A 13,558-nucleotide genomic window follows, 5' to 3' on the forward strand; every position below is an offset into this window, starting at 1 on the left:
TTATTGGATGGATATGAAGAAGTACAAAAAGGAACGGAGCAAATTACCCAAACGAGTCAAACGTTTAACGATATTAATGACGCAGTGACAGAAGTGACTGCTCATATTACGACGATTTCAAGTAATTTGTCGGAAATGGTATCACGAAGTCGGGAAATGCGCAGATCTGTGGAGGAAATTGCAGCTATCACAGAGGAAACATCTGCAGGCGTTGAACAAACATCCGCATCAGCCCAACAGACGAATAGTTCGATGGAAGAAGTGGCAAATAGTTCAGAGGAGCTTGCAAAATATGCCGAGGAGCTTAATCGCCACGTCTTGCAATTTAAATTGTAATCAAAAAGCAAAACGAGCTAGCTGCCATCAACTGAATGAGCAATGAATCGCATTAAAACGGCCCTTCATGCCGGTCTTTCGAATGATACAGCCGCTGTCCACCAGCAATAAAGTCAGGGGGATAAAACGCAAATCAAATTAAATAACTATTTTAGTGATGCCAGCCCGTAATGTCATATCCGGGCTGGTTTTTTAATGGAATTACTCATCCATAATACATGAACGAGCGGGAATCGGCTTTTTCGTCTACCAATGAGATTTGAAAATTCATCGGTAACGAGCTTTAGAGCTGCATTCGCAAGGAAGAAGATATTGATACATATCAGAGTGTCGACATCACATAGGCATTCAGCATAATGTTAGCGATTCTTTACATCCGCATGCAATGTTGCACTCTAATCAATGTCAAGACAGCTTCAAATTTTTCACTCACTTCGCCTACCCCCATCGCGGTTTTCGACTCGCTTCCCTATTAAACGACGATTTTTATTGTAAAGAAACAAAAAATAGTGAATAAATCAATATACAGAGGGTAAACATGGAAGGTAAGCGGTTAGTAAAGAAGGAGGAGTGCAAAATGGCTGATCAACCAACGGATGTGAACGAGAAAAAAGGAATGAGCCGCCGAACGTTTATAAAAAATACTGGACTTGTTGCAGGCGGTGTAGTTGGTGGAGGATTATTCGGTAGTTTACTGACGAATCAACTTCAAAAAAATCCTGAAAATGTCAAGCAGGCCGGCAAACAGGATAGTGGCTATTTGCAAGATGCACGCGTGTTCTTCACACGTGTAGAAGATTTTGACATACTATCGGCCGCTACTGAGCGAATATTGCCGAGCGATGATTTAGGTCCAGGTGCAATCGAGCTTGGTGTCCCTTTTTTCATTGATAAACAATTGAACAGTGAATGGGGTATGAATGCGAAAGAATATATGAAAGGGCCATTTCTTCTAAGTATGGAAGACGCAGGCAGACATAATAATACGGACAATCAGGATAGACAAGGGCCGAATGCAGAAGTGCAAAACCCTACTCCAACTCCTCGATACCAGACAAGAATGAACCGGGGAGAAATCTTCATCTTAGGGCTTCGGGAAATGGACAACGTAGCACAGAGAGAATTTGGAACGAGTTTTGTCGAGGCAAGTCCTGAACAGCAAGACGAAGTAATGCGGATGTTTGATGAGGGCAAAGTCGAGCTGAAAGGTGTCGGTTCACAAAACTTTTTCAATTTGCTTCGTCAAACAACACTTGAAGGTGCTTACGCTGATCCGGTTTATGGAGGAAACAAAGATATGATGGGCTGGAAAATGAAAGAATACCCTGGACCGCGAGCGAGTTATATGGCGCAAATCGAGCCGGAGGAGTTCATTCTATTGGAACAAAAAAGCTTGCGAGATTATCAAGGTCATTAAAGGAGGTCATTGGGCGTGGCAATTAAATTAGATAAAGTAGATGTAGTAATTGTTGGAACTGGTTGGGCCGGTGGTGTAGTGGCAGCTGAACTTTCGAAAGCGGGCTATAAGGTGGTTGGATTGGAACGCGGGAAAAACCAAGTGCGCGAGGATTACATAGGAGTAAAAGACGAGCTGCGCTACACGAACCGATACGAAATGATGCAGAATCTTTCTTCTGAAACGATTACTTCACGTAATAATATTGACGAAGTGGCACTGCCTGTTCGGACCCGTCAAGAAATGATGGTGGGTACGGACTTAGGCGGTGGCAGTGTACACTGGGCTGGGTCGACATACCGTTGGCGTCCATATGATTTTGAAATTCGCAGCATGACGATCGATCGGTATGGTAAAGAGAAAATCCCGGAAGGCATGACCATTCAAGACTGGGGCATCACATATGATGAAATGGAAAAGTACTATGATAAGTGGGAAAAAACGGCTGGTATTTCGGGTGAACCTGACCCGTTAGGAGCTCCGCGTTCTAGTGATTATCCTAATCCGCCGATGTTAGAATCTCCACCGATTAAGCTATTCAAAAAAGCGGCAAAAGAATTAGGGTATCATCCATTTCAAGTCGCATCCGGCAATTTGTCTCAAGCCTACACGAATCCTGACGGCGAGCAAATGAATGGATGTATGTACTGCTCTTATTGCACGCAATACGGATGTGATTTCGGCGCTAAGTCCGATCCATTAGTGACAGTTCTACCGACAGCGATGAAGACTGGGAACTTTGAAGCGAGAGTCGGGGCATACGTCCGCCGTGTATTATATAAAGGTGGAAAAGCAACAGGTGTAATGTATGTCGATACATTGACAGGCCAGGAGTACGAGCAGCCTGCAGATGTAGTCGTATTGGCAGCATTTACGTTTACCAACAATCGGTTATTGATGCTATCGGGAATTGGCGAGCAATATGACCCAAAAACGAGGACAGGTGTCATTGGAAGAAATTTTAATGGTCAATTCGATATTACATTCCTTGGCGCAAGAGGGTATTTTGAAGATCGGAAATTTAATTATTATGCTGGCGCTGGAGCGTTAGGCGGAACGCTGAGCGACTTTGCAGCTGATAACTTTGACCATAAGGACTTGGACTTCATTGGCGGTGGAGGAATTGAAATGAGGCAGTACGGAGAGGCGGCCATTTCGAGCAACCACGTACCTAAAGGAACGCCAAAATGGGGTGCGGAGTTCAAGAAGAATTCCATTCATTACGCTTATCGGAATCTCGTTGTTTGGTATACTCCGAATATTATGTCTTGGTGGCATAACTACCTTGACTTAGATCCGACCTACAAAGACGATTTCGGCGATCCACTTTTGCGTGTAACGAACAAATACACAGATCAAGATCGAAATATTGCCAAGTTCGGAATTGAGAAATGTCGTGAAATCATGGAGAAGATGGGTGCTGACATAATCGATGAGGACGAAGTGCCGCATGAATTCGATCATATATACGATGGTGGGCATTATGCAGGAGGAGTTATCATGGGGTCTGATCCAGCAACTTCCGCTGTAAATAACTACTTGCAAATGTGGGATGCTGAAAATATTTTCGTTGTCGGCGGATCCGCTTTCCCACAATTTGGCGGGCATCATCCGACAGCCACAATTGGAGCATTGGGCTACCGAGCAGCAGAAGGCATTGAGAAATATTTAAAAGCTGGTGGCGGGCAATTGGTCCAAGCGAAAAAGGAAAGCAGCGTAGTATAAGCGACTAGTGATAACGCCATGAAAGTAGTATAATATCGAAAAAAGGGAAACCGTTATTTTGGTTTCCCTTTTTAATTTAAATGCCTAGATCTTTTTTACAAACTCCGATTTCAGTTGCATAGCGCCGAATCCTTCGATTTTACAATCAATATCATGATCACCCTCGACGAGACGGATATTTTTCACTTTTGTTCCCATTTTGACGATAGATGAACTACCTTTTATTTTCAAATCCTTAATGACAGAAACTGTATCACCGTCAGTTAGTACATTGCCATTTGCATCTTTGACGACTTTCTCCTCTGATTCCTCAGTCTCTGCACCAATCATCCATTCATGTGCACATTCCGGGCAAACAAAAAGATTGCCATCTTCATATGTATATTCTGAATTGCATTCGGGACAGTTTGGTAAATTCATCATAAATTGTTTCCTCCATCCAACTATAATACATTTACTATAGCAGATATACGGATTATGCCAAGTCGTCCATATGCTTCGAATGATGAATCGATGCATGCAATCTGTTCGGAATGTTGTATGATATAGGTAGTTTTAAAATTCGGAAGTGATAGAAATCAGTGAAATATTTGGCGTCCTTCGATAAAGGGGGGGAAGGTCGTATGGATGATCGTTTTGAGCTTAGCTTTAAAAATAAGGAAGTCCGAATGTGGGTTGCAATTATGGTACCGACTTTTTTGGCGGGAGTGTTCTTTTTGATTTTCGCGAATAGACAGCACTTGTATATGGCGAATTTATTTCCGCTGCTTGGTTGGATATCTTTTCGTGTATGGCAATTTGTTTATCGGCGAAAACAGAAGCGAGCTCTCTAATGATGCATGTACCATAAAAGATATTGTAAAGGAGACTTTATATGAAATGGAAAGTGCTTGATTCGAAATATCATTTTAAAACGCCATTTGGAAATTTGAGAAATGATACTTGCCAAATGGAAGACGGAACAATCATTCAAGATTACTATGTCAATGAGTATGCGGATTGGGTAAATGCGGTTGTGATGACGGAAGATGGACAGATTGTTCTTGTCGAGCAGTATCGCCATCCGGGTAATGGTTTTTACATTGAAGTGCCTGCTGGCAAGATAGAAGAAGGGGAAACATATGAAGATGCCATCATTCGGGAGGTTAGAGAAGAGACCGGATATTTATCTAATGAACCGCCGATTCCATTAGGCGAATTTATGGTAAATCCGGCTACACAAACAAATAAAGTGGCTATGTTTTTAATCAATAATGCAAAAAAACGGTATGAACAAGAATTGGATGAGACAGAGAGATTGGAAGTTCGACTTTTTCCTTTTAGCCGTATACCAGAATTGATTCAAAAGAAAGAGATTACGCAGTTTTTTACAGTGAGTGCTTATTATATGGCGAAGGATTATTTGAGTAGAAAGGAGAGAAATGATGAGTAAAAAGCATGCACTTGTCATCGGCGGCTCTGGCATGTTGGCGGGAGTGAGCCGCTTTTTGGCGAAAGAAGGATTTGCTGTTTCTGTTGTCGGAAGAAATTATGCAAAGTTACAATTACTTAAAAACGGATGCCCGCCAGAGTCGATTTTTCCGATTCAAGCTGATTACAATACCGATCTGCTTTTCACAAAAGTGAAGGAGGCCATAAATGCGCGGGGGCCATTTCAGATAATTGTCAACTGGATGCCGAATACCAATGCGTTAGAGCAAGTATGCCAACTTAATAAAGAAGCTAATTCCTTCCGACTTGTCCATGTGAAAGGTAGTAGGAGGTATTTTGAGGATGAAGAGATTCAAGTCTCTACAAATTGCCTTTATGAAGAAGTGTATTTGGGTTTTATTTTAGAGGGAGATACGGCCAGATGGCTGACGCATGATGAAATTTCAGGCGGTGTCATCGATCAAATTGTTCACGGAGGAAAATCGCAAATCATCGGACAATTGCAACCTTATAGCGCTAGGCCGAAGTAGGAAGGAGAACGGAATGTTAAAGAGAAAATACGGCAGCCGATATGATTGGAAACGGATTTTGAAAAGGAGCTATGTGGAGCGGTATATTGTAAGCCCTGAATATGAAGGATATGTTACGCTTTTTCGGATGCATACAGTGTCAGCACCTTTACATAAGACGTATGAGGGGAAGTCGGTATGCATAGCAGACGAAGGATTTAGCTGGATGCAGCATTTTCCTACCGGAAAGCGCTATTCAGTGACGACAGTTTTTAATGGAGACAATGAAATCGTACAATGGTACATCGATATATGCAGTGAAAATGGCTATTGCGAAACGAATGGGCCTTGGATGGATGACATGTTCCTTGATTTGATCGTACTGCCTACCGGCGAAGTCATTGAAAAAGATGCGGATGAATTGGAAGAGGCATTGCAAAATGGACACATAACCAAAGAGGAATATATGCAATCTTGGGAGGATTTTAGACTTCTGAAAAACAAAATAGTGGAGAATGAATTGGATCTTGCGAATTTGACGCAGAAGCATTTTCAAGAGCTGAATGGATAGGGAAAATGCTTATGCGCGTTGGGAGATCTAAATATTTATGAAAAACCTCTCAATCTATGACGGATTGAGAGGTGCCATATTATTTTTTGACCGCGTGGATATAATGAATCGTTTCGAATGCGGACAAGTAATCGGATCTCTCTTGGAAAAATTCATTGTTAATGGTATCAGGCGACAAATATTCGTAAATGAGTAAACCTGCATTTTCTAACATTTTCTCTATTTCATTATAGGTAAAGCAGGATTTCATTGGCTCGCCACTAGCTGAAGCCATTTGAACCATATTTTGAACTCGATTAGATCTACCTTTTTCTTTAAAAAGGTTGTCATCTGCATAATCAAAAACGATTGAACTCCCTGATGGAACTTCTGTAAACAATTGATTTACCAAGTTTGAATTTTCTTCTTTTGTTAAATAATAGGAGACACCTAAAAAACTGTAGAATGTTTTTTTGTTCGGCTTAAAACCTGCTTCAACAAGAGGTTGAACAGTAAAATCTTTCGTAAAATCCATAGAAACAAAATGAAGATGTTTGGGAATTGGGTATTCGGCATATGACAGTCTTTGCTTTTTAAATTCTTGTGTAGCTAAATAATCTACTTCAAATATTTCTATACTTTGTTCTAATTTTGGATGTCGAAAACAAAAGGTATCTAACCCCGCTCCTAAAATAACATACTGTTTTGCACCTAAAGAGATTTCATTGAGCAATACATTTTCGCAATAGGCTGCACGTGACAGAGGAGTGGGTGATAGCTGAACTTGGGTTACCCATTTTAAAATTTCATCCGGATGATCCTGATATTTCTTCGCAATATCTTTATTGAAGAATTGAATACCTTGGATCATGTTTTCGCGAATATTCGCGAATTCTTTTTCGGTAATTAAATCTTTTGCAATGAAATCATCAAAAATTTTAGGTGTGTCAAATTTACTGTGATATGCTCGGGCGAATGCTGCGATTAAGGAAGTTAAACTTGATTCATTCTTCTTCATATATGCTCCTCCCGTAGAACAAAAATAAGATCCCCCTGGCCAGGAGAATCTTATTATATAATGGAAAACAGTAACTGTAAATTATAGCATATGTAAATTTTTTTGTCAAGTTCATAGGGCTGTTTTTGTGAATTGATTTCATAGGAAAGGGGACTGTCAATGAGCAGATTGTATGAGGCAATTCAACTTAGAAATGAAGGAGAACTTGTAAAATCCAATGAACTATTAACATCTCTTGTTGAAGAGACGCCGGGTGATGCGCTGTTGAACTATCAAACAGCGTGGAGTTTCGATGCTTTAGGAAAGGAATCTGCGGCAATTCCTTATTATGAGAGAGCATTGCAGATAGGACTGGAAGAACAAGATGCAATAGGTGCGCTTATTGGTCTTGGGAGCTCCTATCGCGCATTAGGCAAGTATGCGGAATCGAAAGAAGTATTGGAGAGAGGGATAGAACAGTTTCCTGAAAACAATGCGCTCAAAACATTTTACGCGATGACATTATACAATGTAGGCGAATATGAAAGAGCGATGGAAGTATTATTAATATGCATTGCGGAGACATCAAGTGATCCTCATGTTGTAGCGTATAAAAAAGCAATCGGGTTTTATGCTAATAACTTAAATACGACTTGGTAAGTGGGGGAAACCAAATGGATGAAAAATTTCAAATAACTGATAATGAGCGGGAAAAGGTTTTGAAAAACTATTTTCGCTTCGGTGTCGACGGGCCGCTCGATACGTTTCCGAGCAAAGAAAAGAGAAAATATATAGTTGCTGAAGAAATTGCGAAACGGTTTGAAATGGGCAAAATCTATATGGAGAAAGAGGTAAACGAGTTATTAAAACAAATTTATCCCGATTTCGCAACGATCCGGCGATTTTTGATTGATTATGGGTTTATGAATCGGAGCGATGATGGGGTGGAATATTGGGTTGAGGGTGAGCAGTATGCAAATCATTACGAGTCCGAAAAAGGAACAATATGAACCGTTTGTGAATCGAGTTTTTGCACAACACGCCGATTTGAAATGGGATTTGTATAGGAGTGTTGCAAACAAGCAAAATGAAGGCACATTTCTTTTTTGGAATAGCGGCGATGTGAAAGCATTTGTATCTGCGCATTCTTCTTCTATCCATCCTTTTTGTGTTTATATAAGGATTGCGTACGAAGAAGATACTGAAGGACTTGAAAGGATTGTCGAGTACTTAAAAAATGCTTTTCAGAAACCGCTCTTCTTTTTAATAGACAATCGGTTTGCAAGTTTAATGGATGTGTTAAGTGGAAGCGGTTTTCAATTAGTACGTCAGACGGACATTGTTCATTTTATAGCAGATTATTTTTCAAGTATAGAAAACGAATCCATCTACCCGATTGCTGACATCATAGATCATCCAAAGCTTTTAGCCAGCCTCGTTTTACTTTCTAAGCAAAAATATGCGGAAACCCATACAGGTAATCCTATGGCAGAATTGCCGATTGAGAAATGGAAACAATTCATAATCGATGGGTTACTACAGGAGTGTAGTTATGTCGCAATAACGGGTGAAAAGGTGGTAGGCTTTAGCTTAATGTACGGGCTTTCGGAAAGAAGCTATGAACTTGGGTGGGTCGGTGTAGAGGACAATGATCAAATGGATGTATTGGACATAATGCTTCGAAAACAGCTGCAGTATGCTAAGGAACACGGAATTCACTTTATTGAAAAAGAGGTTGATTCAACCTGTCCGTATTCAATTCATATTTGTAAATCACTTTTTTACGATATTAAGGAAACATGGTATTCATATGTGTCTCGAAGATTTGGAAATGACGAAGTGAGGTCTTCATCAGTGGGTTGATTCGCCCAAAAATCTTGGGTTTGTATGATTCATGAAACTCTGCTATATTATAAGCAATATACAATCCACGATGTGGCCAAGTAGATGGAAATTGTGAGACAGAGAATATAGCGAGGTGCTGAGAGCTATATCACCGCTTTTCGTCGAACCCTACCACGGAGATGTCATGCAAACATGACCGGTTCGTTTCCGTTATTGAACGTTCGAGGGCTTTTCTATTCGAGGAGCCGAATGAAGGTGGTACCACGTCTACACAGCGCAAAGACGTCCTTATTGGGGACAGCTTTGCGCTTTTTTGCATTTTGAAATCAATTGAACCTTTGGCTAATCGCGGATTATATGGAGACAATGTAGAGGAGGAAGTCTGATGAGCAATCAGCAAAATGATTTTTCAAAATGGTATATCGACACGATTCAGAAAGCGGATTTAATGGATTATACGCCAGTTCGAGGGTGTATTGCGTTTAAACCGGACGGGTTTGAAATTTGGGAGCATATTCAAGATGAAATGGATCGCCGCTTTAAAGAAACTGGCCATCGCAATGCATATTTCCCGATGTTAATTCCTGAGTCGTTCTTCCAAAAGGAGAAAGACCATATCGAAGGATTTTCTCCTGAGCTTCCATGGGTGACAGAAGCTGCGGGTGAAAAGTTGGAGGAGCGTTTGGCGTTGCGTCCAACTTCCGAAACGATGATTGGGCATTTGTATTCTGACTGGATTAAAAGCTACCGCGACCTACCTGTGTTGATCAACCAATGGGCGAACGTATTCCGTTGGGAGAAGAAGACATTGCCGTTCATTCGTACTTCTGAGTTCCTTTGGCAGGAAGGGCATACAGCGCATGCTGATGAGGAAGAAGCTCGTGAAGAAACGATGCAAATGTTGAATATTTATAAGGAAGTTGTTGAAGACTTGCTTGCGATTCCTGTTTACGATGGACAAAAAACACCATCCGAGCGCTTTGCGGGTGCGGTCGATACGTACTCAATCGAAGCGATGATGAAGGATGGAAAAGCCGTTCAAGCGGGAACATCACACTATTTAGGAACAAAATTTGCGGAAGCATTCGATATTAAGTTTTTGACGAAAGAAAATCGCCATGAATTCGTTCATACGACATCTTGGGGTACTTCAACACGATTGATTGGTTCTGTTATTATGGTACACGGCGATGAGCAAGGTCTCGTACTGCCTCCACGGATTGCACCGACGCAAGTTGTGTTAATCCCTGTCGGTCCGTGGAAAAAGAATCCGGCAATTATGGAGAAGTTGGATGAAGTTTTCGCTGAACTGAAGGCAAAAGGCATCCGTGTCCGTTTGGATGACTCCGATCAATCGCCTGGCTTTAAATTCAATGAGTGGGAATTAAAAGGTGTGCCGCTTCGCGTTGAATTGGGACCACGTGACCTTGAAAACAGCCAAGCGCTCTTGAAAGCCCGCGACGAAGATGAAAAAATGGCGGTAGATCTATCGGAAATTGTTTCGCGTATTGAGCAGGAACTGCAAACGATGCAAACACGCTTGCTTGAAAAAGCACGTGCATTCCGCGCAGAACATTCTCATACACATATTGATACGCTTGATGAGTTAACAAAGCATATCGAGAATTCTGCAAGTAAAGGTGAGATTCCTGGTTGGATTTTGGCTGGCTGGTGCGGAGATGATGCCTGTGAGGAAAAAGTGAAAGAGGAAACGAAATTCACAACACGCAACATTCCATTCAATCCTCCTGCAGAAAAATCGACATGCATTTGCTGTGGTAAAGAAGCAGAGCATACCGTCTGGTTTGCGAGAGCTTATTGATTTTTTGAATGAAATTGGCTGCCGCCCTTCAAGAGGGGCGGCAGCTTTTTTGGCGTTGTCCCGTCCTGTCAGGTTTAATTGGACGACTGTGACCGTTCGGTGGAAAAAAAGAGTAGAATAGGTGATAACCGCCTGAACACTGGTGGTTACTCCCCTGAAACACCTTCAATTCCCTATGTCCGTACTACCTCTGCTTCCTTCCCATAAAAATGCAGCCATGCTTCGAGGATGCCCCCCGCACAGTGGGCTACGGCGCGATAGAGGTTTGGGTGGTCTTCCATCGCGATTAGTTCGGGCTGTGCATTACCGACAATCACGGAGGGGTAGCCTAATGAAAGCATGTCCATGTCGTTGCCGGAGTCTCCAGCGATGAGTGCCTGAACGTTCTTCGCAGTGTAGTTGGAAAATATATACTCTAATGCTTTCCCTTTTCCGGCCGTCGCAGGAAGAACGTCGATGTCGCGATCTGAACTAAATATGAATGTATGTGTGATGCCTTGCCGTTCAAGTGCATTCTGAAATTCCTCCACTAACGATGAGTTGCCCTTTGGAACAGTGAAAGAAATGCGCCGATTGTCTGGCAATGCTTGCCTATTTAATAATGGGAAGTCTTCTGCAATCGAGATAATTTCATCGGGCCTCCAATTTTCGGACATTCTTTCGGCCCATTGGCTGTCTTCGACGTTTGCATGATGATAAATCGCCGTTCCGACATCTGTTACTAATAAATCGGGAATCGGGAGCTTTTCGCTGTAAATTAAAGATTTTGCTGAAGATAGATGTCTGCCTGTTATATAAACGAGGGAGACGTCGTGGGGAAGACGATCGAAATGAGCAAGCAAAGCTCCTAAATTTTCTTCTTGTCCAACAAATGTACCATCGAGATCAGTTGCTAACATGAATGGCTTGTGTCTCACCAGCGACCACCTCATATAATTGATCCATTCTTTTTGCAATTCTCGACCAGTTAAATTCCTTCCTTGCACGAGATGCAGCTTTTCTCCCTAAGGACTGTGCAACATCCTTATTCATTGCAAGGAATTTCATGGCACTTGCTAAATGTGCAGGATTTTCTTTTTGAACATGAATTCCGGTTTCTAAGTCTTTGACGACATCTTTTAATCCGCCGACTTCCGATGCGATGACAGGGCTGCCGCAAGCTTGGGCTTCTGCCGCAACCATACCGAAGGACTCATAAGTTGAAGGTACAATGACTGCAGTCGCTTTATTGAAAAGCTCTGATAGCTCTTCCTGTGTACGGGGTCCGATGAACTCGACGTAATCTTCTATTCCGCTAATAGCCCTTTGCAGTTTGCGGGATTTTGGCGATTTCCGTTTTAGATCGATTTGATACGTGTCACCGCCTGCAATGCACAGTTTTGCAGATGGAGGGATTTCTTTTTGCTCCAATAGGAGTCGAAATGCTTTTATTAATGTATAGATGCCTTTCGTCTCTTCCAACCTTCCTGCAAAAACAAAGAAAGGAGTGTTTTTGCTACTATTTGTATCCTCTGGTTGGAATGTTTCATCTACACCGATTGGTATTACATGGATAGGAGCCGGGTCAGGAGTAACACTACGAATTAGTTTCCGTTCGGTTTTTGTTGTAGCGACGATTGAATCGGCAGTTTCTAAAATGAGTTCTTCTGCTGATCGTCTCTTAGGCTCAGAAACTCCTGTTGCCTGCTGCTTTGCAACGGATAACGAATGGGATGTATGGAGCCAAGGGAGACCGATGTCAAGCGATGTTTTTCTCCCTAATAATCCCGATAGCCAATAATGTGTATGCATGACATCGTATGTTGAAAGCGATAAAGTCTCACGCATTTCGTAATAGAAATCTGGAAGCATGCTATACAAATCGCTTTTTTCCACAAACCCTTTAATGCCTGCTGCGACGCGGATGACTCTACAATTCTCCCCAAAATGTTCAATTTTCGGAGCATCTGCGTTTGCCCAATGAGTGACGACATCTACAGAATGCCCCCGTTCACTTAACGCCATGGATAGTTGTTTAACATAGTTGTTTTGTCCGCCCGCCTGTTCTCCGCCAAGCGTTGCCAGTGGGTCACCATGATCAGAAATGAACAAGATTCTTTTTTGCATCGCTTTTGTCTCCTTTTACAAATAGTCATAGAGAATGAGTATGTAGTGTTATTACCTACCCGGATGCTGTTGATATAAACATTTTGGTGGGATTTCTACCTATAGAGTGTGTTTTCTTTAAGTCTTTCAAACTGGTTCCGGAGTATTCTAATTTGGATACACTGGATCTCATTCAATTTGAACATTTTATGCCAGACCTGATATCTATTTGAGCACTTTTCGAAAGAGAGGAGTGTTAAAGATAAATATTCAAAAATGCTGTATAAAAGATTGTGATATAACGGCGACTCCATTATTGATCCATATCGAAAGGACAGATCTCCGCTTATCCGTCTGCACTCAGCATTCTGATAATTTAGGGCAATTATTACAAAATAACGGTCCGATCGATTCATTTCCAAACGATAACGAAAGCATCGAAGCAATGAACTGCCTGCTATGTACCGATCAAGCAGAAGTGAAAATTACGACCTACACAAATCGTTCGGAAACGTATCTATGCAAGGAGCATTCACAGAAGTTTCTTCATCGTCAATTGGATTCTGAAGATCAGAAGAAGTTATTTCAATCCCACCTTGAAATCGCGCTTCACCTAAATTGCTCAAGTATGCTATGATAGGAACATATTAAGCATTTACTAACTGATGAACTTGACCCAGGCGGGACAAGTGTATTACCAACTATTCAAACGCTCAAGAGCGATGGAGACAGCTCAACAACTGTCCATCCTTCTTTGTGCGTTTTTTTATATAGATAAAATCGCTGAAAGGAGAATTGATTA

Annotated in this window: 16 protein-coding genes and 1 other annotated feature; of the genes, 12 read left to right on the forward strand and 4 right to left on the reverse strand. The window is 41.7% G+C overall.

Annotated elements, in window-relative coordinates; all coding sequences use genetic code 11:
* The first annotated feature begins 3 nt into the window (after window positions 1-3).
* The 3 genes from WFH04_RS06790 (at window position 4) to WFH04_RS06800 (ending at window position 3,517) form a co-directional block, all read left to right on the forward strand.
* A complete protein-coding gene (locus tag WFH04_RS06790) occupies window positions 4-336 on the forward strand; it encodes a hypothetical protein (RefSeq protein ID WP_336823306.1) in 333 nt (110 codons plus the stop codon).
* Window positions 337-913: 577 nt separating this feature from the next.
* Window positions 914-1,753, forward strand: coding sequence for a gluconate 2-dehydrogenase subunit 3 family protein (locus WFH04_RS06795; protein ID WP_336823307.1), 840 nt, complete (start codon window positions 914-916; stop codon window positions 1,751-1,753).
* A gap of 15 nt (window positions 1,754-1,768) precedes the next feature.
* Window positions 1,769-3,517 carry a GMC family oxidoreductase gene (locus tag WFH04_RS06800; RefSeq protein WP_336823308.1) on the forward strand — a complete coding sequence of 583 codons (1,749 nt, stop codon included), beginning with the start codon at window positions 1,769-1,771 and terminating at the stop codon, window positions 3,515-3,517.
* An 84-nt stretch (window positions 3,518-3,601) separates the two neighbouring features.
* Here the strand turns inward: WFH04_RS06800 and WFH04_RS06805 are convergent, their stop codons facing one another.
* Window positions 3,602-3,940, reverse strand: a complete 339-nt coding sequence (locus WFH04_RS06805) for a zinc ribbon domain-containing protein YjdM (protein ID WP_336823309.1) — start codon at window positions 3,938-3,940, stop codon at window positions 3,602-3,604.
* A gap of 200 nt (window positions 3,941-4,140) precedes the next feature.
* Between WFH04_RS06805 and WFH04_RS06810 the strand changes: the two genes are divergently transcribed.
* The 4 genes from WFH04_RS06810 to WFH04_RS06825 are packed head-to-tail and all read left to right on the forward strand — an operon-like array spanning window position 4,141 to window position 6,028.
* Window positions 4,141-4,350: a hypothetical protein gene (locus tag WFH04_RS06810; protein ID WP_336823310.1), complete on the forward strand. Its 210-nt coding sequence runs from the start codon at window positions 4,141-4,143 to the stop codon at window positions 4,348-4,350.
* Window positions 4,351-4,391: 41 nt separating this feature from the next.
* Window positions 4,392-4,949 carry an NUDIX hydrolase gene (locus tag WFH04_RS06815; RefSeq protein WP_336823311.1) on the forward strand — a complete coding sequence of 186 codons (558 nt, stop codon included), beginning with the start codon at window positions 4,392-4,394 and terminating at the stop codon, window positions 4,947-4,949.
* On the forward strand, window positions 4,942-5,478 hold the full coding sequence (locus tag WFH04_RS06820) for a Rossmann-fold NAD(P)-binding domain-containing protein (protein WP_336823312.1): 537 nt from the start codon (window positions 4,942-4,944) through the stop codon (window positions 5,476-5,478). The genes WFH04_RS06815 and WFH04_RS06820 overlap by 8 nt, the downstream gene beginning before the upstream one ends.
* A gap of 13 nt (window positions 5,479-5,491) precedes the next feature.
* Window positions 5,492-6,028, forward strand: a complete 537-nt coding sequence (locus WFH04_RS06825; RefSeq protein WP_336823313.1) for a ribonuclease FAU-1 family protein — start codon at window positions 5,492-5,494, stop codon at window positions 6,026-6,028.
* Window positions 6,029-6,107: 79 nt separating this feature from the next.
* Here WFH04_RS06825 and WFH04_RS06830 read toward each other — a convergent pair whose 3' ends face one another.
* Window positions 6,108-7,025, reverse strand: coding sequence for a class I SAM-dependent methyltransferase (locus WFH04_RS06830; protein ID WP_336823314.1), 918 nt, complete (start codon window positions 7,023-7,025; stop codon window positions 6,108-6,110).
* Between the two features lie 159 nt (window positions 7,026-7,184).
* Between WFH04_RS06830 and WFH04_RS06835 the strand changes: the two genes are divergently transcribed.
* The 4 genes from WFH04_RS06835 to proS all read left to right on the forward strand — a co-directional run bounded on the left by WFH04_RS06835 (window position 7,185) and on the right by proS (window position 10,671).
* Window positions 7,185-7,664: a tetratricopeptide repeat protein gene (locus tag WFH04_RS06835; RefSeq protein WP_336823315.1), complete on the forward strand. Its 480-nt coding sequence runs from the start codon at window positions 7,185-7,187 to the stop codon at window positions 7,662-7,664.
* A 14-nt stretch (window positions 7,665-7,678) separates the two neighbouring features.
* Window positions 7,679-8,014, forward strand: coding sequence for a DUF2087 domain-containing protein (locus tag WFH04_RS06840; protein WP_336823316.1), 336 nt, complete (start codon window positions 7,679-7,681; stop codon window positions 8,012-8,014).
* The gene (locus WFH04_RS06845; protein WP_336823317.1) at window positions 7,977-8,867 is read left to right on the forward strand and encodes a hypothetical protein; all 891 of its coding nucleotides are present in this window, start codon (window positions 7,977-7,979) and stop codon (window positions 8,865-8,867) included. The genes WFH04_RS06840 and WFH04_RS06845 overlap by 38 nt, the downstream gene beginning before the upstream one ends.
* A gap of 58 nt (window positions 8,868-8,925) precedes the next feature.
* Window positions 8,926-9,142: a binding site (T-box leader), on the forward strand.
* A gap of 92 nt (window positions 9,143-9,234) precedes the next feature.
* The gene (gene proS / locus WFH04_RS06850) at window positions 9,235-10,671 is read left to right on the forward strand and encodes a proline--tRNA ligase (RefSeq protein ID WP_336823318.1); all 1,437 of its coding nucleotides are present in this window, start codon (window positions 9,235-9,237) and stop codon (window positions 10,669-10,671) included.
* 173 nt (window positions 10,672-10,844) lie between these two features.
* On the opposite strand, the gene WFH04_RS06855 is transcribed toward proS, so the two are convergent.
* Window positions 10,845-11,588: an HAD-IIB family hydrolase gene (locus WFH04_RS06855; RefSeq protein ID WP_336823319.1), complete on the reverse strand. Its 744-nt coding sequence runs from the start codon at window positions 11,586-11,588 to the stop codon at window positions 10,845-10,847.
* Complete coding sequence (locus tag WFH04_RS06860; protein WP_336823320.1) at window positions 11,557-12,777, reverse strand: glycosyltransferase; 1,221 nt, start codon at window positions 12,775-12,777, stop codon at window positions 11,557-11,559. Before WFH04_RS06860 ends, WFH04_RS06855 begins: the two co-directional genes overlap by 32 nt.
* A gap of 295 nt (window positions 12,778-13,072) precedes the next feature.
* On the opposite strand from WFH04_RS06860, the gene WFH04_RS06865 reads away from it, so the two are divergent.
* A complete protein-coding gene (locus WFH04_RS06865; RefSeq protein WP_336823321.1) occupies window positions 13,073-13,393 on the forward strand; it encodes a hypothetical protein in 321 nt (106 codons plus the stop codon).
* Window positions 13,394-13,558: the final 165 nt, after the last annotated feature.

The sequence above is a fragment of the Sporosarcina sp. USHLN248 genome, assembly GCF_037144575.1.
In the GTDB taxonomy this organism is placed as follows: Bacteria; Bacillota; Bacilli; order Bacillales_A; family Planococcaceae; genus Sporosarcina; species Sporosarcina contaminans.

Excerpts from the sequence above, each read along its gene's own strand:
- WFH04_RS06795 (WP_336823307.1), top strand. The coding sequence starts at position 914 with ATGGCTGATCAACCAACGGATGTGAACGAGAAAAAAGGAATGAGCCGC.
- WFH04_RS06805 (WP_336823309.1), bottom strand. The coding sequence starts at position 3,940 with ATGATGAATTTACCAAACTGTCCCGAATGCAATTCAGAATATACATAT.
- WFH04_RS06810 (WP_336823310.1), top strand. The coding sequence starts at position 4,141 with ATGGATGATCGTTTTGAGCTTAGCTTTAAAAATAAGGAAGTCCGAATG.
- WFH04_RS06815 (WP_336823311.1), top strand. The coding sequence starts at position 4,392 with ATGAAATGGAAAGTGCTTGATTCGAAATATCATTTTAAAACGCCATTT.
- WFH04_RS06820 (WP_336823312.1), top strand. The coding sequence starts at position 4,942 with ATGAGTAAAAAGCATGCACTTGTCATCGGCGGCTCTGGCATGTTGGCG.
- WFH04_RS06825 (WP_336823313.1), top strand. The coding sequence starts at position 5,492 with ATGTTAAAGAGAAAATACGGCAGCCGATATGATTGGAAACGGATTTTG.
- WFH04_RS06830 (WP_336823314.1), bottom strand. The coding sequence starts at position 7,025 with ATGAAGAAGAATGAATCAAGTTTAACTTCCTTAATCGCAGCATTCGCC.
- WFH04_RS06835 (WP_336823315.1), top strand. The coding sequence starts at position 7,185 with ATGAGCAGATTGTATGAGGCAATTCAACTTAGAAATGAAGGAGAACTT.
- WFH04_RS06840 (WP_336823316.1), top strand. The coding sequence starts at position 7,679 with ATGGATGAAAAATTTCAAATAACTGATAATGAGCGGGAAAAGGTTTTG.
- WFH04_RS06845 (WP_336823317.1), top strand. The coding sequence starts at position 7,977 with ATGCAAATCATTACGAGTCCGAAAAAGGAACAATATGAACCGTTTGTG.
- proS (WP_336823318.1), top strand. The coding sequence starts at position 9,235 with ATGAGCAATCAGCAAAATGATTTTTCAAAATGGTATATCGACACGATT.
- WFH04_RS06860 (WP_336823320.1), bottom strand. The coding sequence starts at position 12,777 with ATGCAAAAAAGAATCTTGTTCATTTCTGATCATGGTGACCCACTGGCA.